16 protein-coding genes are annotated in these 25136 nt (G+C 72.8%); 13 read left to right on the top strand and 3 right to left on the bottom strand.

Going from position 1 to position 25136, the window contains the following annotated elements; all coding sequences use genetic code 11:
* The first annotated feature begins 61 nt into the window (after positions 1-61).
* Positions 62-955, top strand: a complete 894-nt coding sequence (locus ABTY59_RS02220; RefSeq protein ID WP_352017002.1) for a LysR family transcriptional regulator — start codon at positions 62-64, stop codon at positions 953-955.
* Positions 956-1041: 86 nt separating this feature from the next.
* Here the strand turns inward: ABTY59_RS02220 and ABTY59_RS02215 are convergent, their stop codons facing one another.
* Positions 1042-1416: a WhiB family transcriptional regulator gene (locus ABTY59_RS02215; RefSeq protein ID WP_352017001.1), complete on the bottom strand. Its 375-nt coding sequence runs from the start codon at positions 1414-1416 to the stop codon at positions 1042-1044.
* 431 nt (positions 1417-1847) lie between these two features.
* Here ABTY59_RS02215 and ABTY59_RS02210 point away from each other — a divergent pair, with 431 nt between their 5' ends.
* The 4 genes from ABTY59_RS02210 (at position 1848) to ABTY59_RS02195 (ending at position 6179) form a co-directional block, all read left to right on the top strand.
* Positions 1848-2459 carry a response regulator transcription factor gene (locus ABTY59_RS02210; protein ID WP_003948568.1) on the top strand — a complete coding sequence of 204 codons (612 nt, stop codon included), beginning with the start codon at positions 1848-1850 and terminating at the stop codon, positions 2457-2459.
* A 243-nt stretch (positions 2460-2702) separates the two neighbouring features.
* A complete protein-coding gene (locus ABTY59_RS02205; protein ID WP_308433031.1) occupies positions 2703-3305 on the top strand; it encodes a sigma-70 family RNA polymerase sigma factor in 603 nt (200 codons plus the stop codon).
* Positions 3306-3445: 140 nt separating this feature from the next.
* On the top strand, positions 3446-4948 hold the full coding sequence (gene guaB, locus ABTY59_RS02200; protein WP_352017000.1) for an IMP dehydrogenase: 1503 nt from the start codon (positions 3446-3448) through the stop codon (positions 4946-4948).
* Between the two features lie 106 nt (positions 4949-5054).
* The gene (locus ABTY59_RS02195; RefSeq protein ID WP_086828596.1) at positions 5055-6179 is read left to right on the top strand and encodes a GuaB3 family IMP dehydrogenase-related protein; all 1125 of its coding nucleotides are present in this window, start codon (positions 5055-5057) and stop codon (positions 6177-6179) included.
* A gap of 54 nt (positions 6180-6233) precedes the next feature.
* On the opposite strand, the gene ABTY59_RS02190 is transcribed toward ABTY59_RS02195, so the two are convergent.
* A complete protein-coding gene (locus ABTY59_RS02190) occupies positions 6234-7475 on the bottom strand; it encodes a nucleotide sugar dehydrogenase (protein WP_352016999.1) in 1242 nt (413 codons plus the stop codon).
* Positions 7476-7789: 314 nt separating this feature from the next.
* Here ABTY59_RS02190 and ABTY59_RS02185 point away from each other — a divergent pair, with 314 nt between their 5' ends.
* From ABTY59_RS02185 to ABTY59_RS02160, 6 genes are all read left to right on the top strand, one after another.
* Complete coding sequence (locus tag ABTY59_RS02185; protein WP_352016998.1) at positions 7790-9496, top strand: glycerol-3-phosphate dehydrogenase/oxidase; 1707 nt, start codon at positions 7790-7792, stop codon at positions 9494-9496.
* A 187-nt stretch (positions 9497-9683) separates the two neighbouring features.
* On the top strand, positions 9684-12062 hold the full coding sequence (locus ABTY59_RS02180) for a serine/threonine-protein kinase (protein ID WP_352016997.1): 2379 nt from the start codon (positions 9684-9686) through the stop codon (positions 12060-12062).
* A 156-nt stretch (positions 12063-12218) separates the two neighbouring features.
* Entirely contained in the window at positions 12219-15326 is a 3108-nt protein-coding gene (locus tag ABTY59_RS02175; protein WP_352016996.1) for a serine/threonine kinase C-terminal domain-containing protein, read from the top strand.
* 112 nt (positions 15327-15438) lie between these two features.
* A complete protein-coding gene (locus ABTY59_RS02170; protein WP_352016995.1) occupies positions 15439-17238 on the top strand; it encodes a protein kinase domain-containing protein in 1800 nt (599 codons plus the stop codon).
* 153 nt (positions 17239-17391) lie between these two features.
* Positions 17392-19059 carry a succinic semialdehyde dehydrogenase gene (locus ABTY59_RS02165; protein WP_352016994.1) on the top strand — a complete coding sequence of 556 codons (1668 nt, stop codon included), beginning with the start codon at positions 17392-17394 and terminating at the stop codon, positions 19057-19059.
* Between the two features lie 53 nt (positions 19060-19112).
* Entirely contained in the window at positions 19113-20927 is a 1815-nt protein-coding gene (locus ABTY59_RS02160; protein WP_352016993.1) for a GMC oxidoreductase, read from the top strand.
* An 879-nt stretch (positions 20928-21806) separates the two neighbouring features.
* Here the strand turns inward: ABTY59_RS02160 and ABTY59_RS02155 are convergent.
* The gene (locus ABTY59_RS02155; protein ID WP_352016992.1) at positions 21807-22109 is read right to left on the bottom strand and encodes a chorismate mutase; all 303 of its coding nucleotides are present in this window, start codon (positions 22107-22109) and stop codon (positions 21807-21809) included.
* Positions 22110-22466: 357 nt separating this feature from the next.
* Between ABTY59_RS02155 and guaA the strand changes: the two genes are divergently transcribed.
* Together guaA and ABTY59_RS02145 are read left to right on the top strand one after the other, a co-directional pair.
* On the top strand, positions 22467-24059 hold the full coding sequence (gene guaA, locus ABTY59_RS02150) for a glutamine-hydrolyzing GMP synthase (RefSeq protein WP_352016991.1): 1593 nt from the start codon (positions 22467-22469) through the stop codon (positions 24057-24059).
* Between the two features lie 246 nt (positions 24060-24305).
* Complete coding sequence (locus ABTY59_RS02145) at positions 24306-25094, top strand: class II aldolase/adducin family protein (protein ID WP_352016990.1); 789 nt, start codon at positions 24306-24308, stop codon at positions 25092-25094.
* Positions 25095-25136 lie beyond the last annotated feature (42 nt).

Below are 25136 nucleotides of genomic sequence, written 5' to 3'. Positions count from 1 at the left end.
CGATCTCAAAGGCGCTCGCCAGAATGAGCCGCTTCACCCAAGAGTCGCTTATGCTGGACGTATGATCGAGGCCCGCCACCTCCGCGTCCTGCGCGCCGTCGCCGCCACCGGCTCCTTCTCGGCCGCCGCGCGCGAACTCGGCTGCACCCAGCCCGCCGTCAGCCAGCAGATGAAGGCGCTGGAGACCTCCGCGGGCACGCCGCTGCTGATCCGTACGGGACGGGAGATGCGCCTCACCCAGGCCGGCGAGGTCCTGGTGCGCCACGCCTCCGGCATCCTCGCCGGGCTCACCGCCGCCGAGGAGGAGGTCGCGGCCATCGCCGGACTCCGGGCGGGCCGGGTCCGCCTGGTCTCGTTCCCGAGCGGCAGCTCCACCCTCGTGCCGACCGCGCTCGCCGCGCTGCGGGCCGCGCACCCCGGCACCCGGGTCTCCCTCGTCGAGGCCGAACCGCCGCGCTCGATCGAGATGCTCCGTGAGGGCGACTGCGACATCGCCCTGGCGTTCCGGTACGGGGCGGGGCAGGCCGAGTGGGACGACCTGGTGGTCCGCCCGCTCCTCGCCGACCGGCTCGTCGGCCTGGTGCCCGAGGGGCACCGGCTCGCCGACGCCGGGGCGGTCGGCATCGCGGAGCTCGCGGACGAGTCCTGGATCGCCGGCTGTCCGCGCTGCCGCCGTCAGCTCGTGGACGTCTGCGAGGACGCGGGCTTCACCCCCCGCATCGACTTCGCCACCGACGACTACCCGGCCGTCGTGGGCCTGGTCGGCGCCGGTCTGGGCGTCGCCGTCCTGCCGGAGCTGGCCATCGAGTCCGTACGGCCCAAGGGGGCGCGGACCGTGACCGTGGAGCCGGCCGTGGAGCGGGAGATCGTGGCCCTGACGCTGCCCGACCTCGCGCAGGTCCCGGCCGTCGCCGCCACCCTCGACGAGCTGATCCGCGCCGCCACGCGCGCGTGAGCGACGCGCGCGGGCGCGCGGTCCGGCCTCGGATGCCGCTCGGCCGGCTGCCGGTCAGCTGCTCAGGGCGTTGAAGAAACGTTCCTTCACATACGGTCCCCGATGGATGTCATCGACGTCATGGATGTCACGGACGCGGCGGACGCGGCCGGCGGGGAGGCCGGGGCCGTCGTGATCAGGCGATTGCGCGCGCGTCCCATGAGTTCTTCGCGTTCGTCCTCGGTGAGGCCGCCCCATACGCCGTAGGGCTCCCGCACGGCGAGTGCGTGTGCCGCGCACTCCGCGCGCACCGGGCACCGCATGCAGACCTCTTTCGCCGAGTTCTCACGCGCACTCCGTGCCGCGCCGCGCTCTCCCTCGGGGTGGAAGAACAGGGAGCTGTCGACCCCGCGGCAGGCCGCGAGCAGTTGCCAGTCCCACAGATCGGCGTTGGGTCCGGGAAGGCGGGAGAAATCTGCCATTGCGCTTGTCCCCTTGAAACCGTGTCGAACGGATAGGTGGGCGGGTGGATGGCTGATCGCCGGGGCTCCTCGGGTCCCGACAGGTCCGGTGGCTACACCTACTGTCGAAGTAGATGTAAATATGACTCATTGCGAATCTAGCCACAGACACTGCGAAAAGGGAAGAAAACCCGCTAAATGGGGCATAGCTTTCGATGTTGGGACGAACGACCTGCGACACTCTCCTCCGCGCACGACCCCTCACGTAGAGTGCCGAAGACGCCGTCCGACCCGTAACTCTTTCGAGTGACCGTCGTTGAGAGTGCGGAGGCGGTTGAAAGAACAAGCGATCGGGCAAACGTCCGAGAGCGTCAACCGCACAGGTGACGATACGTACAGCCCTGGAGGCTCAAGGTGACGCGCAACAGCTGCGAGAGCCGCGGAGGTCAGTCATGACATCCGTCCTCGTCTGCGACGACTCCCCGCTTGCCCGAGAGGCGCTCCGCCGCGCGGTCGCGACCGTGCCCGGCGTCGAGCGCGTGACCACAGCGGCCAACGGCGAGGAAGTCCTCCGCCGCTGGGGCGCGGACCGCTCGGACCTGATTCTGATGGACGTGCGCATGCCCGGACTGGGCGGCGTGGAGACCGTCCGCCGGCTGCTGTCCGCGGACCCCGGCGCCCGCATCATCATGCTCACCGTCGCCGAGGACCTCGACGGCGTCGCCCTCGCGGTCGCCGCGGGCGCCCGTGGCTACCTGCACAAGGACGCCTCGCGCGCCGAGCTGCGGGCCACGGTCACCCAGGCGCTCGCCGACCCGACCTGGCGGCTCGCCCCCCGCCGCCTCCGTTCGGCCGAGATGGGCGCCGCGCCCACCCTCACCGCGCGCGAGATCCAGGTCCTCGAAGGCATGAGCCACGGCCGGTCCAACGCGGAGATCGGGCGCGAGCTCTTCCTCTCCGAGGACACGGTCAAGACCCACGCCCGGCGCCTCTTCAAGAAGCTCGGCGCCTCCGACCGCGCGCACGCCGTCGCGCTCGGATTCCGCTGGGGCCTGGTCCGCTGAATCGCAGGTCACCTGCCGTCTCCCCGTCCTCGCCCGCGTCCGTCGTGGGGTGGACGGGGTGGGCTTGTGTCACTTCCCCGCGGAATGCCGCATCCTTGAGATGTGGAGTTCCTCGGGGACGAGTCGATCGAGCGGGAGGGGAGGGCGCGGGAGATGAGTACCGGCGCACCTGCTCATAACGCTTCGGTGCACAACTACGGACGCGGTGCCACGAACGCCGAGGCGTCGGGGCACCATGGAGCGATGCGCGACGACGAGACCGTGGGTACCCCCATGCCTGCCGGGCAGGGGGAGATCGGCGCGCTCGTGCACCGCGCGGTCGACGGCGACGCGCAGGCCACGCACGACCTGCTCGCGCGCGTCCACCCGCTCGCCCTGCGGTACTGCCGCACCCGCCTCAACCGGCTGCCGGGCGACGCCCGGCACTTCGTCGAGGACCTCGCCCAGGAGGTCTGCGTCGCCGTCCTGATGGCGCTCCCGCGCTACAAGGACACGGGCAGGCCCTTCGAGGCCTTCGTCTTCGCCATCGCCGGACACAAGGTCGCCGACCTCCAGCGGGCCGCCATGCGGCACCCGGGGTCCACCGCCGTGCCCTCGGACGAGATGCCCGAGCGGCCCGACGACTCCCTCGGCCCCGAGGAGCGCGCCCTGCTCAGCGACGACGCCGAGTGGGCCAAGAAGCTGCTCGCCAACCTCCCGGAGAACCAGCGCGAACTGCTCGTGCTGCGGGTCGCGGTCGGACTGACCGCCGAGGAGACCGGCCAGATGCTCGGCATGTCCCCGGGCGCCGTCCGCGTCGCACAGCACCGCGCCCTCAGCCGGCTCCGCGCACTGGCCGAGCAGTAAGCCTTGCCGGGCGTCGTCGTCCCTTTCGTACACGTGCGAACGTCCAAAGCTTGCCGCTGATCTTGATCGTGGAATGAGACACGGCTCAGGCCCGTTAGCATGGACATCCCGCACCGATCAAGGCCATTTGGGAAGGTGTCATGACTGCCAACGTCGACGGAGTGCCCGAGAAATTCGCGACACTCGGGCTGACCTACGACGACGTGCTGCTCCTGCCCGGCGCGTCCGACATGGCGCCCGACCAGATCGACACCGCCTCGTACATCTCGAAGAACGTGCGGGTGAACATCCCGCTCCTCTCCGCCGCGATGGACAAGGTCACCGAGTCCCGCATGGCGATCGCCATGGCGCGACAGGGCGGTGTCGGTGTGCTGCACCGCAACCTCTCCATCGCCGACCAGGCCAACCAGGTCGACCTCGTGAAGCGCTCCGAGTCCGGCATGGTCTCGGACCCGATCACGGTCCACCCGGACGCCACGCTCGCCGAGGCCGACGCGATCTGCGCCAAGTTCCGCATCAGCGGCGTCCCGGTCACCGACCCGGCCGGCAAGCTGCTCGGCATCGTCACCAACCGCGACATGGCCTTCGAGTCGGACCGCAGCCGCCAGGTGCGCGAGGTCATGACCCCGATGCCGCTGGTCACGGGCAAGGTCGGCATCTCCGGCGTGGACGCCATGGAGCTGCTGCGCCGCCACAAGATCGAGAAGCTGCCGCTCGTCGACGAGGCCGGCATCCTCAAGGGCCTCATCACGGTCAAGGACTTCGTCAAGGCCGAGAAGTACCCGAACGCCGCCAAGGACAAGGCGGGCCGCCTCCTCGTCGGCGCGGCCGTCGGTGTCGCCGGTGACGCGTACGAGCGCGCCCAGGCCCTGATCGAGGCGGGCGTCGACTTCATCGTCGTCGACACCGCCCACGGCCACTCCCGCCTGGTCGGCGACATGGTCGCCAAGATCAAGTCGAACTCCTCCGTCGACGTCATCGGCGGCAACATCGCCACCCGCGACGGCGCCCAGGCGCTCATCGACGCCGGTGTCGACGGCATCAAGGTCGGCGTCGGCCCGGGCTCCATCTGCACCACCCGCGTGGTCGCCGGCATCGGCGTCCCGCAGGTCACCGCGATCTACGAGGCCTCCCTCGCCGCCAAGGCGGCCGGCGTCCCGGTCATCGGCGACGGCGGTCTGCAGTACTCCGGCGACATCGCGAAGGCCCTCGTCGCCGGCGCCGACACGGTGATGCTCGGCTCGCTGCTCGCGGGCTGCGAGGAGTCCCCGGGCGAGCTGCTCTTCATCAACGGCAAGCAGTTCAAGTCGTACCGCGGCATGGGCTCGCTCGGCGCCATGCAGTCCCGTGGCGAGCAGCGCTCCTTCTCCAAGGACCGCTACTTCCAGGAGGGCGTCGCCTCCGACGAGAAGCTCGTGCCCGAGGGCATCGAGGGCCAGGTGCCCTACCGCGGCCCGCTCTCGGCCGTCGTCCACCAGCTGGTGGGCGGTCTGCGTCAGTCGATGTTCTACGTCGGCGGCCGCACCGTGCCGGAGCTCCAGGCGAACGGCCGCTTCGTCCGGATCACCTCGGCGGGCCTCAAGGAGAGCCACCCGCACGACATCCAGATGACGGTCGAGGCGCCGAACTACAGCAGGAAGTAACACAGCGCGACGCGAGGGGGCGGTTCCGGCATGTGGCCGGAGCCGCCCCTCACGCTTGTGTCGGGGATACTGGTAGGCGCAGACGTAGAGGGAAAGGCCACACATCGTGACTGAGATCGAGATCGGGCGCGGCAAGCGCGGCCGCAGGGCGTACGCGTTCGACGACATCGCCGTCGTGCCGAGCCGGCGCACCCGGGACCCGAAGGAGGTCTCGATCGCCTGGCAGATCGACGCCTACCGCTTCGAGCTCCCCTTCCTGGCCGCCCCGATGGACTCGGTCGTCTCGCCGCAGACCGCCATCCGCATCGGTGAGCTGGGCGGCCTCGGCGTCCTGAACCTGGAGGGTCTCTGGACCCGGTACGAGGACCCGCAGCCGCTCCTCGACGAGATCGCCGAGCTGGACGAGGCGACCGCGACCCGCCGTCTGCAGGAGATCTACGCCGCCCCGATCAAGGAAGAGCTGATCGGGCAGCGCATCAAGGAGGTGCGCGACTCCGGCGTCGTCACCGCCGCCGCGCTCTCCCCGCAGCGCACCGCCCAGTTCTCCAAGGCCGTCGTCGACGCGGGCGTGGACATCTTCGTCATCCGCGGCACGACGGTCTCCGCCGAGCACGTCTCGGGCGCGGCCGAGCCGCTGAACCTGAAGCAGTTCATCTACGAACTGGACGTCCCGGTCATCGTCGGCGGCTGCGCCACGTACACCGCGGCCCTGCACCTGATGCGCACCGGCGCGGCCGGCGTGCTGGTCGGCTTCGGCGGCGGCGCCGCGCACACCACCCGTAACGTCCTCGGCATCCAGGTCCCGATGGCGACCGCGGTCGCCGACGTGGCCGCGGCCCGCCGCGACTACATGGACGAGTCCGGCGGCCGGTACGTGCACGTGATCGCCGACGGCGGTGTCGGCTGGTCCGGCGACCTGCCGAAGGCGATCGCCTGCGGCGCCGACGCGGTCATGATGGGCTCCCCGCTGGCCCGCGCCACGGACGCGCCCGGCAAGGGCCACCACTGGGGCATGGAGGCCGTCCACGAGGACGTGCCGCGCGGCAAGCTGGTCGACCTGGGCATCGTCGGCACCACCGAGGAGATCCTCGCGGGCCCGTCGCACATCCCGGACGGCTCCATGAACTTCTTCGGCGCCCTGCGCCGCGCGATGGCCACCACGGGCTACAGCGAGCTCAAGGAGTTCCAGCGCGTCGAGGTCACCGTCGCGGACGCCCAGCACAAGCGCTGACGCCCCGCCCCGAAGGGCCCCGCACCCGTCTCGGTGCGGGGCCCTTCGGCGTCCTCAGAGCCGGTGCGCGGCTCCCGCGGGGGTGGCGCCGCGGGTGTCGAGGAGGAGCTGGGCCTTCACCGAGAGGCCCTGGAGGTCGTACGTGCGGTGGTGCTGGAGCAGCACCGTCAGGTCGGCGTGGGCCGCGGCCTCGTAGAGGGAGTCGGCGCGCGGGACGGGGAGGTCACGGACGCGCCAGTCGGGGACGTGGGGGTCGTGGTAGCTGACGGCCGCGCCCAGGTCCATGAGGCGGCGGGCGATCTCGTCGGCGGGGGCGCCCTGACGGTCGGGCAGGTCGGGCTTGTACGTGATGCCCAGCAGCAGGATCCGGGCGCCGCGGGCCGATTTCCCGTGCTCGTTGAGGAGGGTGGCGGCGCGCTGGACGACGTACTGCGGCATGCGCTCGTTGACCTGGCCGGCGAGTTCGACGAGGCGCAGCGGCCGGTGGGCGCCGACGGTGTCGACGGGGACGCCGTGGCCGCCGACGCCGGGTCCCGGGCGGAAGGCCTGGAAGCCGAAGGGCTTGGTCTCGGCGCAGCGGATGACGTCCCACAGGTCGACGCCCAGTTCGTGGCAGAGCACCGCCATCTCGTTGACCAGGGCGATGTTGACGTGCCGGAAGTTGGTCTCCAGGAGCTTGACCGTCTCCGCCTCGCGGGGGCCACGCGCGCGTACCACCTTGTCGGTGAGCCGGCCGTAGAAGGCGGCCGCCGCCTCGGTGCAGGCCGGGGTGAGGCCGCCGATCACCTTGGGGGTGCCGGCGTAGCCGTGGGTGCGGCTGCCGGGGTCGAGCCGGCCAGGGGAGTACGCGAGGTGGAAGTCCCGCCCCGCGCGCAGGCCGGAACCCGCCTCCAGGACCTCGCGGAGGAGGCCCTCGGTGGTGCCCGGGGGGACCGGGGACTCCAGGAGGACGGTGGTGTGGGGGCGGAGCCGGGCGGCGAGGGCGCGGGCGGCGTCGGTGACGGCGGTGAGGTCGAGGGTCCGGTCGGGGCCGGGTGAGGTCGGGGCGCAGAGGACGGCGGTGCGGACCCGGCCGAGTTCGGCGGGGTTGGTGGTCGGCCGGAAGCCTCCCGAGAGCATCCGGCGGATCTCGGGGGCGGTGAGGGAGCCGTCGACGGGGGAGCGGCCGGCGGCGAGTTCGGCGACGGGGCGGGGGTCGGTGTCGTAGCCGATGGTGTCGATGCCTGCGGAGGTGGCGGCCTGGGCCAGGGGGAGTCCGTGGTGGCCGAGGCCGATGACGGCGAGGTCAGCGGGCATGGGGGGTGGGCCGTCCTTCCCAGTAGCCGGAGGGGGCGCGGGGCGCAAGCCCGGTGGACAGAACGGGTCGAGCGCAATGTCAGACTAGGCGTAAATATGACCGATATGCGGCATTGTGGGGCCGAAGGTCGCCGAGTGTTATCCACAGGTCGGCCGCGAGGCGGTGGCTGAAGTCACCGGACCGGGCCAGAATCGAGCTGTGAGCCGGACCACACGGGCCCGGTTCGTGCGGCCTGCGGAGTGCGACGTGCGGCGTGCGGTTCGTGTGCGTACGGCCGGTGCGGGACAGACGGGGGACGACGGGAGGCAGCAGCGTGAGGACAGCGACACTGGGACCCGCCGAGCGCGCCGAGGCGCTCGCGGCCATGGCCGGGCGAGAACTCGACGTGCTGGTCGTCGGCGCCGGAGTCGTCGGCGCCGGAACAGCCCTCGACGCCGTCACGAGAGGACTCTCCACCGGCATCGTGGAAGCCCGCGACTGGGCGTCGGGCACCTCCAGCAGGTCCAGCAAGCTCATCCACGGCGGCCTGCGCTATCTGGAGATGCTGGACTTCGCCCTCGTCCGGGAGGCCCTCAAGGAGCGCGGACTCCTCCTGGAGCGGCTCGCGCCCCACCTGGTGAAGCCGGTCCCCTTCCTCTACCCGCTCCAGCACCAGGGCTGGGAGCGGTTCTACGCCGGCTCCGGAGTCGCGCTGTACGACGCGATGTCCCTCTCCTCCGGCCACGGCCGCGGACTCCCCGTCCACCGGCACCTCTCCCGCAAGGGCGCCCTGCGGGTCGCGCCCTGCCTGAAGAAGGACGCCCTGGTCGGCGCCCTCCAGTACTACGACGCCCAGATGGACGACGCCCGTTTCGTCACCACCCTCGTGCGGACCGCCGCCTCCTACGGCGCGCTCGCCGCAAGCCGGGCCCGGGTCATCGGCTTCCTCCGCGAGGGCGAGCGGGTCGTCGGCGCGCGCGTCCAGGACGTCGAGGCCGGCGAGGCGTACGAGATCAGGGCCCGGCAGATCGTCAACGCCACCGGAGTGTGGACCGACGACACCCAGGCCCTCATCGGGGAGCGCGGCCAGTTCCACGTCCGCGCCTCCAAGGGCATCCACCTCGTCGTGCCCAAGGACCGCATCCACTCGACCACCGGACTGATCCTCCGCACCGAGAAGTCCGTGCTGTTCGTCATCCCCTGGGGACGGCACTGGATCGTCGGCACCACCGACACCGACTGGGACCTCGACAAGGCCCACCCCGCCGCCTCCAGCGCCGACATCGACTACCTCCTGGAGCATGTGAACACCGTGCTCGCCACCCCGCTCACGCGGGACGACGTCCAGGGCGTCTACGCGGGCCTGCGGCCCCTGCTCGCCGGCGAGTCCGACGCGACCAGCAAGCTCTCCCGTGAGCACACCGTCGCCCACCCGGTCCCCGGCCTCGTGGTCGTCGCCGGCGGCAAGTACACGACGTACCGCGTGATGGCGAAGGACGCCGTCGACGAGGCGGTGCACGGACTCGACCTGCGCGTCGCCCCGTGCGTCACCGAGGACACGCCGCTGCTCGGCGCCGAGGGCTACCGCGCCCTGTGGAACGCCCGGGCGAGGATCGCCGCGAGAACCGGCCTGCACGTCGTCAGGGTCGAACATCTCCTCAACCGCTACGGCTCCCTGACGGAGGAGATCCTCGACCTGATCGCGGCCGACCCCTCCCTCGGCGAACCCCTCGCGGCGGCCGACGACTACCTGCGCGCCGAGATCGTCTACGCCGCCTCGCACGAGGGCGCCCGCCACCTGGACGACGTCCTCACCCGCAGGACCAGGATCTCCATCGAGACCTTCGACCGGGGCACGCTCAGCGCCCGCGAGTGCGCCGAACTCATGGCGCCCGTCCTCGGCTGGGACGACCGCCAGATCGAGAAGGAGGTCGAGCACTACGAGAAGAGGGTGGAGGCGGAGCGGGAGTCGCAGCGGCAGCCCGACGACCTGACGGCCGACGCCGCACGGCTCGGGGCACCCGACATCGTGCCCCTCTGAAAGGGCGTCCGGGGTCCTCCTCCGGGGGGAACCTCGGAGCCGTACGGGGGCGTCGTATCCCGCAGTGCGGACCCGGGGGCGCCACCCGCCCCGAGGTGAGGGACAATGGCCTCTCTTCCAGGGCGGGTTACCGCATCGCGCGGGAAGCGGCAGACGCGGCGAAGATCAGGGATCGCAGAGGGGACGCATGTCGGAGGCGGAGCAGTCGCGGGACAAGGCGAGGGACCCCAGGCGGGACGCCGCCGCGGGGGCCGCGACCGACGGCGACCGAGGAGCGGTTCCGGCCGCGCGTGAGCCGGAGCGGGGCGCGGAGGACGCGCAGGTCAGCCAGGATGCGCAGGCCCCGGAGGGGGCGCGCGAACCGGAGCGGGACGGCACGGGCGGGAAGCCCGCGGACGCCGCGGGGAGCCCTGCGGCACCCGTGGGCGGCCGGGCCGACCAGAACGTGAAGGACCCTCAGGACACGCCCCCTGAGGGGTCCGCGGGGACGGGCGGGAGCGGGGCCGGCGGTGACGACGCCGTCGGCGCCGGGCGGCTGCGCGGCACCGAGCCCTCGACCGGACGGGCCGGCTTCGGCGCCGGGGACGGCGACGGCGAGAGCGACCGCCGTACGGGCGCCGCCACCGCGCGCGGTGGCGACAGGTTCCGCAAGGAGCCCGTCGGCGAGGGCCGGCTGCTCGCCGGGCGCTACCGGCTCGGCGTCGTCCTCGGGCGCGGCGGCATGGGCACCGTGTGGCGCGCCGTGGACGAGACCCTCGGCCGCACCGTCGCGGTCAAGGAGCTCCGCTTCCCCACGAGCATCGACGAGGACGAGAAGCGACGCCTCATCACCCGGACCCTGCGCGAGGCGAAGGCCATCGCCCGGATCCGCAACAACGGCGCCGTCACCGTGTACGACGTCGTCGACGAGGACGACCGTCCGTGGATCGTCATGGAGCTCATCGAGGGCAAGTCCCTCGCGGACGCCGTCCGTGAGGACGGCACGCTCACGCCCCGGCGCGCCGCCGAGGTCGGCCTCGCCATCCTCGACGTGCTGCGCTCGGCGCACCGCGAGGGCATCCTGCACCGCGACGTGAAGCCGTCCAACGTGCTGATCGCCGACGACGGCCGGGTCGTCCTCACCGACTTCGGCATCGCCCAGGTGGAGGGCGACCCCTCGATCACCTCCACCGGCATGCTCGTCGGCGCCCCCTCGTACATCTCCCCGGAGCGCGCCCGCGGCCACAAGCCCGGTCCGGCCGCCGACCTGTGGTCGCTGGGCGGTCTCATCTACGCGGCGGTCGAGGGCAGCCCGCCGTACGACAAGGGCTCCGCGATCGCCACCCTCACGGCGGTCATGACCGAGCCGGTCGACCCGCCGAAGAACGCCGGTCCCGAGCTGGAGCAGGTCATCTACGGCCTGCTGGCCAAGGATCCGGCCCAGCGGCTCGACGACGCCCGCGCCCGGGTCCTGCTGCGCGCCGTGCTCGACGCGCCCGAGGCGCCGCCCGCCGTGTCGCCCGAGGTCACCACCGTCGTACCGCTGCCGCCGCGCCCCGAGCGGGCTCCGGCGACTCAGGCGGCCGACAAGGGCCCCGACGTCGCCGCCGAGCGGATGCGGGGCGCGCTGAACTCCGTACGGAACGCGGCGGCTTCCGTGAAGGCCGAGCCGAAGCCGGCAGCCAGGCCGGCGACCGAGCCGCTGCGGGGCGGCGGCAGGCCGGCCCCGGCGCGGGCACCGCTGACCGACGTCGTGCCGCGCCGCACGCTGGTGATCATCGCGGCGGTCGCCGTCCTCGCCGTGCTCGGGACGATCCTCGCGGTCTCCCTCGGCGGCGGAGGCGACGAGGGCAACCAGGGCAAGGGCGACGGAGGCACCACGGCCTCGGCCGGTGCCTCGGCCGGCGGCGACGGCTCCGGCGGCGCCCAGAACTCCGGCGGGAACGGCGGCGCCCAGGGCCAGTCCTCGGGCGGCACCGGCCAGCAGGGCGGAGTGCAGCCCGGCGACAACGGCGGCACGGGTTCCACCGGCGGCGACGGCACCACGACGGGCTCCACCACGGGCTCCACGGACGGGCAGAACGGCACCACGCCCTCCGGGAAGCCCGGCGGCTCGACCGGCACCCGGCTGCCCTCCGGCTACACCCTCGTCACCAACGGCAAGTTCCACTTCTCGATGGCCCTGCCCGCGAACTTCACGCTCCGCTCGATCCCGGGCTACGACCTCGGCGGGATCTTCAGCGAGAGCGGCGGCTTCCCGCGCGTCCAGGTCGACTACAACGACAGCCCCAAGGACAACGCGGCGAGCGCCTGGGAGCTGGCCAGGTACGGCGTGGCCGCCACCAGCCAGGACTACCGGCACATCGGGATACGGCCGGTCCCCTACAAGGGCTACCCGACGGTCGCCGACTGGGAGTTCGAGCGCACGCAGAAGGGCATCCGCGTGCACGTGCTCAACCGGGGCTTCAAGGTGGACGCCACGCACGGCTACTCCATCATGGTCAGCTGCGCCGCGGACGAGTGGAACGGCGCGGAGTGCAGGACGCTGCGGGAGACGGCGTTCGCCACGTTCAGCCCCAAGGACTGACGCCGCCACGTATCGTGAGGTTCGCGGACCGAAAGCAGCCGAACAGAGCCGACAACTGCGTGGTACCGGACCGGAACTGACGGACTCGTGTGATCCCGCCCGATCCCGAGGGATCCGCGGGTCCACGGGGACAGCGTGCGCGCGTGGGGAGGCGTCGTGGACGACTACGCGGGAAGGGTGCTCGCCGACCGCTACCGCCTGCCCCTGCCGCCGGCGGACGCCGACGCGTACGAACCGGTCGAGACGCGCGCCTTCGACACGTACAGCGGGCAGGAGGTCCTGGTCCGCCAGGTGCCGCTGCCCGAGTTCGTCGACGCCGAGGTCCTCGACGGCCCGGGCGGCACCGCCGGCTCCCCCGGCGGCACGGGCGCGGCCACCCGCCGGCCCGCCGAGCCCGTCGTGCGCCGCGCGATCGAGGCGGCCCAGGCCGCCGCGCAGATCCCCGACCATCCCCTGCTCGACCAGGTCTTCGACGTCTTCGCCGAGGCCGGCTCCCTGTGGATAGTGAGCGAGCGCGTGGCGGCCCGGCCGCTGGCCGCGCTCCTCGCCGAGCGGCCCCTCAACCCGTACCGCGCGGCCGAGATAGGCGCCGACGTCCTCACCGCGCTGCGCGCCCTCCACGCCCACGGCTGGGTCCACCGGAACATCACCGCGCGGACGGTGCTCGTCTGCGACGACGGCCGCGTGGTCCTCAGCGGCCTCGCCGTGGGCGCCGCCGAGGAGGCCCTCTGCGGATACGCGCCGGTCCCGGACGAGACCGACGCGTTCGCGCCGCCTCCGACCGCCGAACGGGACGACCCGGAGCCGGAGGAGGAGTACGGGCCGGATCCGGGGTCGTACGGGCCGGAGCCGTATGAGCCGGATGCGTACGGGCCGGAGGCGTACGGGGCGGGGACGTCGGCGTCCGAGGTGTACGAGCCGGAGGTGTACGAGCCGGAGGTGTACGAGGCCGCGGTGTACGAGCGGGCGACGTACCTGCCCGAGCCGTACGCGGTCGAGCCCGCCCCGGCGTACGAGTCCGAGGGGTACGAGGTCGAGGCGTACGGCTCCGAGCCGTACGAGGTCGAGGCGTACGAGGAGCCCGACGGCGAGCCGTACACGGCTGGATCCGACCGTCCGCTGGACCCGGACCCGGACCCCGACGACACCGGTTCCCGCACCACCGGGTCCCCCGACCCCTACGGCTCCGACCCCTACGGCTCCGATCCCTACGGGCGGGCCGCGGCCGCCGCCGAGACGCAGCCCGCGGTCACCCCGCCCACCGCCGATGTGCGGGCCGCGCGGGCCGGGGCCATCGCCGCGTACCGGGCCGGTGCCCGGGCCGCCGCCCGGCTCGGCGAGACCGGGGCCCTCCCCGCCCAGCGCCCCGCGCCGTCCGAGACGCCCGAGCCACCCCCGCCGCCGACCGCGCAGGCGTCCGGCGCGCCCGAGCCGCAGTGGTGGGCGCGGGTCGCGGAGGAGGACGAGGACGAGGACGACGGCGACGAGCCGTACGGCGGCGGCCCCGGGAGCGGCCCGCCGCCGCGCGTGATGCTGACCGGCAGCTGGAGCGACGGCCCGCACGCGTCCCGGGACGGCTCGGGGCCGGTCCCGGCCGGTGGCAGCCCCGTTCTGCCCGGTTCGGGCCGCCCGGCCCTGCCCGCCGGGTACACGGCGGCGACCCCGGACCCGGCGCGCCTCCCGGCCCCCGTCCCTCCCACGGACGACGCGCGGGTCGCGATCCCGGCCCAGGCGTACCGGGGCCCGACGACACGGCTCGCCGCCGAACGGGCGCGCCAGACCCGGATCGCGGTCGTCGGCACGGTGACCGAGCGCTGGGCGCCGGAGCAGGCGGGACCGGTGCACGAGAACTGGCGCCTCGCCCCGCCCATCGGCCCCGCGACCGACCTGTGGGCGCTCGGGGCACTCCTCTACCGGGCCGTCCAGGGCCATGCCCCGTACCCCGAGGACAGCGCCGCCGAGCTCGTCCAGCTGGTCTGCGCCGAGCCCCCGGCCTTCGCCGAGGAGTGCGGGCCCCTGCGGCCCGTCGTGGAGTCCCTGCTGCGCCAGGACCCCACGGAGCGCCCCGACTTCGAGGAGCTGCGCGGCTGGCTGCGGTCCCTGGTCCGCTCCGCTCCGGAGCCGGACGCCGGGCTCGGAGTCGTACCGCTGCCCTCGTTCGACGAGGCGCGGCTGCCGATCGTGCGCCGGCGCGGCGAGCTCGTGCGCCGGTGGCGCGGGAGGGCGGGGGCGGGCCGCCACCGGCACAAGCGCGGCAAGGACCCGCGTCCCGCCGCCCTGCACGAGGCCCCGGGCGCCTTCGGGCAGGATCCCGAACACGACCAAGAGTTCGGCGCCGCGTACGGGCAGGAGCAGGGCGCCGAGTACGGTCAGGCGGGCCAGGAGTACGGGCACGCGCGCGTACAGCCGGATTACCGCGAGGAGTTCCGGGGGGAGTTCGACGAGGAGTTCCCTCGGCACGCCCCCCGCGCCCCCCGCGCCCCCCGCGCCCCGCGCCGCTCCGCGCGCCCCTCGTCCTCCCGTACGCCGGGCTCTCGGGGTTCTCAGGGTTCCCCCCGCTCCCTGGGCCGTACGCTCCTGATCCTCGTTTTCCTGCTGCTCGCCGGAGCCGTCGCGTACGCCGTCCTGTTCCTGCCCGGAGAGGGGGAGCAGGCCCGTACGCCGACCACCCCCACGACCGGCCCGCCCGCCGAACCGACCGCGAACCCGACCGCGAACCCGACGGCGCGGCCGTCCGCCAGGCCGTCCACGGGACCGGCCACGAAACCGCCCACCACCCCGCCCCCGGCGGACCCTTCGGATCCCATGCTCTCCTTCGGGTACGAGTTGCGGCAGGACCCGGAGGGCTTCCGGATCGGGGTCCCGAAGGGATGGCGGCGCTCCCCGATCAACGACGCCGGACAAGTCCGTTTCAGCGACGGCGACTTCACGATGATCGTCGTCCCCGGCCGGGACAGCGTCAGGGACAACGGCTCGGACCCGCTGGAGTACCAGAGCACCAGGGAGCGCGAGACGGAGCCGTTCCGTGCGACCAGCTGGTCGGTGGTGGAGAAGGCGCGCCGGGTGGACATCGGGCGGACGCCGACGGCCGAGGGGATCTACACCTGGCCGGACAGCACGGGCCGGCAGGTGTTCGTGCGCAACCTCGTCCTGATCGACGGCGGTCGGTACCACGTCGTACAGGTCATCGGTCCGGAGAGCGAGCGCGACAAGGTCTCCGCGATATACGAGGAGGCCGTGAAGGGGTTCCGTCCGGCGCGCTGACGCGTGAGTCCCACCGGCCTCCGGTCACAGTGCTGTTCCTATGACCGCCCCGAGGTTCCGCCGCCCGTACCCCCCTCCGTAACCTGGCATCAGAAGGAACGGGCGGGGGCAAGTGGAACATTCTCAGGACACAGGAGCGGGCCTGCTGCTCGCCGGGCGCTACCGGCTGGGCGAGTCCATCGGGCGCGGCGGCATGGGCAAGGTCTGGCGCGCGCACGACGAGGTGCTGCATCGCGTGGTGGCGGTGAAGGAGTTGACGGCGGGCCGGTTCGTGGCCGAGGCCGACCGGCTCGTCCTGCACGCCCGCACGCAGAAGGAGGCGCGGGCCGCCGCCCGGATCACCCACCCGGGCGTGGTGACCGTCCACGACGTCCTGGAACACGACAACCGTCCGTGGATCGTGATGCAGTACGTCGACGGGCCCTCGCTCGCCGACGCCGCCAAGGAGGCCGGCACCATCGAGCCCCGCGAGGCGGCCAGGATCGGGCTGCACGTGGTCGGCGCGCTGCGTGCCGCGCACGCGGCCGGGGTGCTGCACCGGGACGTCAAGCCGGGCAACGTGCTGCTCGCGCGCGACGGGCGCGTCCTCATCACCGACTTCGGCATCGCGGCGATCGAGGGAGACTCCACGATCACCCGGACGGGTGAGATCGTCGGCTCCATCGACTACCTGGCGCCCGAGCGGGTGCAGGGCGGCGACCCGGGGCCCGCCTCCGACCTGTGGTCCCTCGGTGCCACGCTCTACACGGCGGTCGAGGGCACCTCGCCGTTCCGCCGCACCTCCCCGATCAGCACCATGCAGGCCGTGGTGGCCGAGGAGCCGCCGCACCCGGAGAAGGCGGGCCCGCTGGCCTCCGTCATCGTGGCCCTGCTGCGCAAGGACCCGGCGCAGCGGCCGCGCGCGGACGAGGCCGAGCGGATGCTGCTCGACGCGATGGAGGGGCGCGCGCCGACGGCCGCCCAGGCGTACGTCCCGACGCAGCGCGTGGCCCGGGAGGAGCTGGACTCGGCGGCGTCCGCGCATGCGGCGGACGGTACGGAGCCGGGCGCGGGGACCGGGACGGAGAGCCTCACGGGCGGACCCGTGAAGGCCACCGCGCAATGGCCCCACCAGCCCCAGCCGGCGCACCAGGCCCACCAGCCCCAGCCGGCGCACCAGGCCCACCAGCCCCAGCCGGCGCACCAGGCCCACCAGCCCCAGCCGGCCCACCAGGCCCACCAGCCTCAGTCGGCCCATGGATCCCACCAGCCTCCCGGGCCGCACTCCACCCTCGTTCCCGGCTCCCCGGCCCCCTCCGGTCGTGGCCGCTGGCGTTCCGCCGTGCTCGCGGCGGTGCTCGCCGGCATCGTCGCCGGCGGTGCCGTGTTCGCCGCCATGAACTACGCGGGCGGCGACCGCGAGCCCCGCGGCGACGGCGGACGCACCTCCGCTCCCGCCACCAAGGTCGCGGGGGACGGCGTCCCGGCCGGCTGGCACCGCGTCGACGACCCGAAGGGCTTCAGCCTCCTCGTGCCGGACGGCTGGAAGCGGCAGACGGAGGGCGACCAGGTGGACTACACCCCGGACAACGGCCGCCACCGCATCCGGATCAGCATCGACAAGAGCCCCGACTTCGAGAACCCGTACATGCACGCCATCGACCTGGAGCGGGTCCTGGAGCGGCGCATGAACTACAAGCGGGTCAAGCTCAACCAGACCACCTATCGGGACCAGGTCCGCTCCTGCCTCTGGGAGTTCACCTGGACCGAGAAGAAGGACTTCCCGGGTCCGCGGCACGCGATCGACCAGATGTACTACGAGGACGACGGCACCGAGTACGCGATCTACATGTCCTCGCCGGAGTCCAGCTGGGAGAAGACCCGGGAGCAGTTCGACATCGTCGTCCAGCACTGGCGCGCGCCGGGGGACTGAAGGGGCGGAGAAATCTCCGCGCTCGGGCCCCGTCGGCCGTAAGCCGCTGATCAGGGCTTATGTGCCAGTGATCGCTGGCGTGATGTGTGGAGAGCTTGAAAACGCGTTACCGACGGGTACCCAAAGGTCGGAACGCGGCCTACCCTCGGGCTCATGACGGACTCGCAGGCCCCCGCCGCCCCCACGGTTCCCGCCGACACCGCCGCCGAGGCGGCCCGCCCGGCCGCCCCCGCGGGCGCGACCAACCCGGTCGCGCCCACGCCGGCCGGCGTGCGGACCGCCGCCGACGTCGTGACGCCCGAACTGGTCGCCCGGCTCACGCGCGGCGTCGTCGGCTCCGGCCGCACCGCCAACCACACCCCGTTCACCGGGGAGAAGCTGGCGGACCTGCCCGAGTCCACCCCCGAGGACGTCGCCGAGGCCTTCACGCGCGCGCGTGCCGCCCAGGCCGCCTGGGCCGCCACCCCCGTCCGCGCCCGCGCCGCCGTCCTCCTGCGCTTCCACGACCTCGTCCTCCAGCGGCAGGCCGAGGTCCTCGACCTCATCCAGCTGGAGACCGGCAAGGCCCGCCTGCACGCGCACGAGGAGGTGCAGGCAGTGGCCGTCGCCGCCCGGCACTACGGCCGCAGGGCCTCCGCCTACCTCCGCGCCAAGCGGCACACCGGCGTCGTCCCGACCCTCACCAAGGTCACCGAGCTGCGCCAGCCGCGCGGGGTCGTCGGTCAGATCGCCCCCTGGAACTACCCCCTGGAGCTCTCCGTCGGCGACGCGCTCCCCGCCTTCGTCTCGGGCAACGCCGTCGTCATGAAGCCCGACACGGAGACCGCGCTCACCGCGCTCTGGGCCCGTGACCTGCTCGTCGAGGCCGGTCTGCCCGCCGAGGTCTTCCAGGTCGTCCTCGGCGAGGGCCCGGTCGTCGGCCCCGAGGTCGTCGCCCACGCCGACTACGTCTCCTTCACCGGCTCCACCCGCACCGGCCGCGAGGTCGCCCGCGGCGCCGCCGCCCGGCTCGTCGGCGTCTCCCTCGAACTCGGCGGCAAGAACGCGATGCTCGTCCTGAAGGACGCCGACGTCGAGAAGGCCGCCGCCGGAGCCGTCCGCGCCTGCTTCTCCTCCGCCGGACAGCTCTGCATCTCCATCGAGCGGCTCTACGTGCACGAGTCGATCGCCGACGCCTTCCTGGAGCGCTTCGCCGCCCGCACCCGGGCCATGCGCCTCGGCAGCGCCCTCGCGTACGGGGCGGACATGGGCTCCCTCGTCGGCGAGCGACAGCTGGAGACCGTCACGAAGCACGTCGAGGAGGCCGTCGCCAAGGGCGCCACGCTCGTCGCCGGCGGCGTCGCCCGCCCCGACATCGGCCCCCTCTTCTTCGAGCCGACCATCCTCGACGGCGTCGAGGCCCCGATGGCCGTCTGCTCCGAGGAGACCTTCGGCCCCGTCGTCTCCGTCTACCGCTTCACGGACGAGGACGAGGTCGTCGAGCTCGCCAACGGCACCCCGTACGGCCTCAACTCCTCCGTCTGGACGAAGGACTCGCGCCGCGGCCACGCCGTCGCGGCCCGGCTGCGCACCGGCACCGTCAACATCAACGAGGGGTACGCGCCCGCGTACGGCAGCGTGCAGTCCCCGATGGGCGGCATGAAGGACTCCGGTCTCGGCCGCCGCCACGGCTCCGAGGGCATCCTCAAGTACACCGAGGCGCAGACCGTCGCCCAGCAGCGGCTGATGCCGCTCGCGCCCTCCTTCGGGATGGACGACGAGAAGTACGCCGCGTTCATGAGCGTGTCCCTGAAGGCGATGAAGGCCCTGCGCCTGCGCTGACACCCGCCCCTGGCGCCCTGTCCTTTTCACACCTTTTCCGTACGAGGAGAGCCATGACCGCGGTACCCCCTGCCCAGAACCCGGCCGAGGACGGCTCGGAGGACGGCTACGACTACGACGTCCTCGTCGTCGGCTCCGGCTTCGGCGGTTCGGTCACCGCCCTCCGCCTCACCGAGAAGGGCTACCGGGTCGGCGTCCTGGAGGCCGGGCGCCGCTTCACCCGCGCGACCCTTCCGAAGAACTCCTGGGACCTGAAGAACTTCCTCTGGGCCCCCGCCCTCGGCCTGTACGGCATCCAGCGCATCCATCTGCTCGGCAACGTCATGGTGCTCGCGGGCGCCGGAGTGGGCGGCGGCTCCCTCAACTACGCCAACACCCTCTACGAGCCGCTCGCGCCGTTCTTCGACGACCCGCAGTGGAAGGACATCACGGACTGGCGCGAGGAGCTCGGCCCGTACTACGACCAGGCCAAGCGGATGCTGGGCGTGCGCCTCAACCCGACGATGACCCCCTCCGACGTGCACCTGAAGGCCACCGCCCAGGCGATGGGGATCGGCGACACCTTCCACATGGCGCCCGTCGGAGTCTTCTTCGGGGACGGGGAGGACGGCGACGGCACGGCCAGGGCGAAGCCGGGCGGCGAGGTCGCCGACCCGTTCTTCGGCGGGGCCGGACCCTCCCGCAAGGCCTGCACCGAGTGCGGCGAGTGCATGACCGGCTGCCGGCACGGCGCCAAGAACACCCTCAACGAGAACTACCTCTACCTCGCCGAGAAGGCCGGCGCCGTCGTCCACCCGATGACCTCGGTCGTCGCCGTCACCGAGGACTCGCGCGGCGGCTACGCGGTCAGGACCCTGCCGACCGACAACAAGAAGAAGGGCGCGGGCCGCACCTTCACCGCCCCCCGCGTGGTGATCGCCGCCGGCACGTACGGCACGCAGACCCTGCTCCACCGGATGAAGGACACCGGGCTGCTGCCCCGCGTCTCCGGCCGGCTCGGCGAGCTGACCCGTACGAACTCCGAGGCGCTGGTCGGCTCGCAGACCACGGACCGCCGCTACCGCAAGCGGCACGGCAAGGACCGGGTCGACTTCACCAAGGGCGTCGCGATCACCTCGTCGATCCACCCCGACGACAACACCCACATCGAGCCCGTCCGCTACGGCAAGGGATCCAACTCCATGGGCGGCATGACCGTCCTCCAGGTGCCGTACGGCGCGCACCGGGTCCGCAACTGGCTCCTCGAACTGGTCAAGCACCCCGCCCTCGCCGTCCGCTCGCTGTCCAACCGCCGCTGGTCGGAGCGGACCATCATCGGCCTGGTCATGCAGTCCCTCGACAACTCGCTGACCACCTACCGCAAGCCCGGCGGCGTCGGGAAGGGCCTGCTCACCGCCCGCCAGGGGCACGGCGCGCCCAACCCCACCCAGATCGAGGCCGCGACCCGGGCCGCGCGACTGATGGCCGAGGAGATCAACGGCTTCGCCGGCTCCAACATCGGCGAGCTCATGGGCACCCCGCTCACCGCCCACTTCCTCGGCGGCTGCCCGATCGGCGCGGACGCCGACACGGGCGTCATCGACCCGTACCACCGGCTCTTCGGCCACCCCGGGATCTCCGTCGTCGACGGCGCCGCCGTCTCCGCCAACCTCGGGGTCAACCCGTCCCTGACGATCACCGCGCAGGCGGAGCGCGCCATGTCCTTCTGGCCGAACAAGGGCGAGGAGGACCCCCGGCCGCGCCAGGGGGAGGCGTACGTACGGCTCTCGGCGGTCGAGCCGAAGACCCCCGCCGTCCCGGCCGAGGCCTTCGGCGCCCTGCGGCTGCCGTTCCTGGGGATGCCGGCGGTCCCGCCGAAGAAGGACTGACCGCCACGGCACGGCCGTGACATGGAAAGGGCGCTGCACCCCCCTCCGAGTGCAGCGCCCTTCCAGCTTTGGTGTTGCTGCATAGATGACCCGCGGCCGCCGCGATTGGTTGTAGCGGTTGCACAGGATCTTCGTGTGACGCGCGTCACATCCTGGGGGGTGTGTGGTGCGCGCGCGAGAAGGGCCCCGCGCTCGCGATTCCGGTCGCGGCGCGGGGCCCTGGGGTCGGCACCGGTGTCAGGGCAGCGGCGGTGCCGAGCGGGGCGGCGCCGGGGGGTTGCGCCGCTGGGGAGAGGATCGGGGGGACGGGATGGGGGTCGGGAGATCGGCCGGTTGCGGCCGGCCCCGGGCGTCCCCGGGACCGACCGCCCTTTCTGGGTGACCGGGCTGCTGTCCCCTGCTGTCCGGTCACACGCGCTGGTGCGAGGTCCCACGACGTACCGGAGAGGTACGCCACACGCCCCAGCGAAGCCACGCGTGGTTTCTTTCGGGCCCGCCCCTGGCTGGCACGGACACCCGGACCAACGAAGCCCGGCCGGAGCCGGTCACGCGCCGTACGGGTGAGAGCTGCCCCGAACTCGGGTACGGGGACCCACTCGGGCGCGCCGACGGCGAGCGGTCCAGGCGTCGCTCGGACACGGGGCCGCCTTCTCACGTCCGGCCCCGGCCTCGCCCACGTCCGGCCTCGCCCACGTCCGGCCTCGGCCTCGCCCACGCCCGGCCTCGGCCTCGCCCACGCCCGGCCCCGGCCGCGCCCACGCCCGGCCCCGGCCTCGCCCGGCCCCGGCCTCGCCCGGCCCCGGCCTCGCCCGGCCCCGGCCTCGCCCGGCCCCGGCCTCACCCGGCCCCGGCCTCGCCCACGCCCGTCCCCGGCGTCGCTCAGACGCGGCCCCGGCACAGCTCCAGCATCGTCATCGCGAGCGCCGTCCCCGGCTTGCCGAGCGCGTCCCTGTAGTGACCGAGGACCTCCATCTCGCGGGTCAGGTTCACCCGGCGGCCGCCCGACGAGATCCGGGCCTCCTGGATGACGGCCGAGACGGCCATCCGTTCCTGGATGAGGCCGATGATCCGGTCGTCGAGCGCGTCGATGCGCTCACGGGCGTCACCGATCAGCGCCGCCGCCTCGTCGGTGCGGGCGCCGGTCTGCTCGGTGATGGTCTGCGCGGTGGCGGTCGTCGTCATCGTGGGGCTCCTCGTGGTGTCGGATGCCCCGGGGCGACACGGCCCGGAGAGAAGCAGAACGCCCCGGGCCTTGTCGGCCCGGGGCGCCTGGGAAGTCGCTTGTCAGTTGCTCAAGCAGCACGACCATGGCAGCCGGTGGGCCGGTTGCCATAGGTAAAGAGGAAGGTCGTGAGCTTGCGCATGGCCCCAGTATGGCCCCTTTCCCGAACCCGCGGGCAACCCGGGTTCGGATGGTGAGACGAAAACCGCCACCGGCGCGCCGGTAGAATCGACAAATAGCCCCCCTTTCGAGGGAACCCCAGGAACCTCCCCGGGGAACCCCGAGGGAACCTCTCCTACCGCCGGAAGGCCGCCGTAGTGTCATCAGCGACTCCCGCTGCCGCGCCCGACGTCTCCAACCCGGACGTAGTCCTCGTTGTCGACTTCGGCGCCCAGTACGCCCAGCTCATCGCCCGTCGCGTCCGTGAGGCGCGGGTCTACAGCGAGATCGTCCCGTCCACCATGCCGGTGGCCGAGATGCTGGCCAAGAACCCGAAGGCGATCATCCTCTCCGGCGGCCCGTCCTCCGTGTACGCCGAGGGCGCCCCCCGCCTCGACCGTGCGCTCTTCGAGGCGGGCGTCCCCGTCTTCGGCATGTGCTACGGCTTCCAGCTGATGGCCCAGACCCTCGGCGGCACCGTCGACGACAACGGAGCCCGCGAGTACGGCCGGACCCCGCTGCACGTCTCCAAGGCCGGCTCCACCCTCTTCGAGGGCACCCCGGTCGAGCAGTCGGTGTGGATGTCGCACGGCGACGCCTGCTCCGCCGCTCCCGAGGGCTTCGCCGTCACCGCCTCGACGGACGTCGTGCCGGTCGCCGCCTTCGAGAACGACGAGAAGAAGCTGTACGGCGTCCAGTACCACCCCGAGGTGCTGCACTCCACCCACGGCCAGCAGATCCTGGAGCACTTCCTGTACCGCGGCGCCGGCATCGAGCCGAGCTGGACCACGGGCAACGTGATCGAGGAGCAGGTCGCGGCCATCCGCGCCCAGGTCGGCGACAAGCGCGCCATCTGCGGTCTCTCCGGCGGTGTCGACTCCGCCGTGGCCGCCGCGCTCGTGCAGAAGGCCATCGGCTCGCAGCTCACCTGCGTGTACGTCGACCACGGCCTGATGCGCAAGAACGAGACCGAGCAGGTCGAGAAGGACTTCGTGGCCGCCACCGGCGCCAACCTGGTCGTCGTCGACGCTCAGGACCGTTTCCTCGCCGCGCTCGCCGGCGTCTCCGACCCGGAGACCAAGCGCAAGATCATCGGCCGGGAGTTCATCCGCGTCTTCGAGCAGGCGCAGCTGGAGATCCTCCAGGAGGACGGCCCCGAGGTCGCGTTCCTCGTCCAGGGCACGCTGTACCCGGACATCGTCGAGTCCGGCGGCGGCACCGGCACCGCGAACATCAAGTCCCACCACAACGTCGGCGGCCTGCCCGACGACATCGAGTTCGAGCTCGTCGAGCCGCTGCGCCAGCTGTTCAAGGACGAGGTCCGCATGGTCGGCCAGGAGCTCGGCCTGCCCGAGGAGATCGTCCAGCGCCAGCCGTTCCCCGGCCCCGGCCTGGGCATCCGCATCGTCGGCGAGGTCACCAAGGAGCGTCTGGACCTGCTGCGCGAGGCCGACGCCATCGCCCGCGAGGAACTCACCGCGGCCGGCCTCGACCGCGAGATCTGGCAGTGCCCGGTCGTCCTGCTCGCCGACGTCCGCTCCGTGGGCGTCCAGGGCGACGGCCGCACCTACGGCCACCCGATCGTGCTGCGCCCCGTCTCCTCCGAGGACGCCATGACGGCCGACTGGTCCCGTCTGCCCTACGAGGTCCTCGCCAAGATCTCGACCCGCATCACCAACGAGGTCGCCGACGTGAACCGTGTCGTCCTGGACGTCACGAGCAAGCCGCCGGGCACCATCGAGTGGGAGTAGTCGCTCCCGCACGCGCCTGAAGCCGTCGCCCCGGACCTCCGGGGCGACGGCTTCGTCGTGTCCCCCGAGCGTCCTCCGTGCCTCCGGAGCGACGGCTTCGTCGTGTCCCCCGAGCGTCCTCCGTGCCTCCGGAGCGACGGCTTCCCCGTGTCCCCCGAGCGTCCTCCGTGCCTCCGGGGCGACGGCTTCCCCGTGTTCACGTCCGGACTCTGGTGACTTGACCGGCCGGGCGTTACCTTCCGGCGCATGAGCGTGATACCGGACCCCGTGCCCGTCGAACGGCTCCACTTCGCCCTGCCGCCCGTCCACGCGACGGCCGAGGAGGAACGCACCCACCGCAAGCAGCGGCTCGCGGGCGCCCTCCGGCTCTTCGGGCGGCTCGGGTACGAGGAGGGCGTCTCGGGCCACATCAGCGCCCGCGACCCCGAACACCCCGACTGCTACTGGGTGAACCCCTTCGGGGCGCCGTTCGAGGACCTCACCGCGAGCGACCTCGTCCTGGTCAACGGCGAGGGACAGGTCCTCGTGGGCGGCCACCACGTCAACCAGGCGGCCTTCGCCGTCCACGCGCAGGTCCACCGCGCCCGGCCCGACGCCGTCGCCGTCGCCCACACCCACTCCGTCCACGGCCGGGCCCTCGCCGCGCTCGGCGAACTCCTCGACCCGATCACCCAGGAGGCCTGCGCCTTCTACCAGGACCACGCCCTCTACGACGCGTACACCGGCGTCACCGTGGACGCCGAGGAGGGCCGCCGCATCGCCGTCGCCCTCGGCACCTTCAAGGCGATCGTGCTCCGCAACCACGGGCTGCTCACCGTCGGCACCTCCGTCGACGCGGCCGCCTGGTGGTTCATCGCCCTCGAACGCTGCGCCCAGGTCCAGCTCGCCGCACGCGCCGCGGGCAAGCCCGTGCTCATCGACCACCACGAGGCCGTCGCCACCCGGGAACAGCTCGGCAGCGACCTCGTCGCCTGGATCAACTACCAGCCCCTGTGGCGCAGGATCAGCCGAACGGACCCCGAACTCCTGTCGTAACACCATCGCTTCACCCTTCTGTACGTCAATGAGATGGCACGG

The organism is Streptomyces sp. NPDC096079 (assembly GCF_040303145.1).
Classification (GTDB): domain Bacteria; phylum Actinomycetota; class Actinomycetes; order Streptomycetales; family Streptomycetaceae; genus Streptomyces.
The sequence above is the reverse complement of the archived record's forward strand: the minus strand, read 5'-3'. Positions and strand labels throughout refer to the sequence as shown.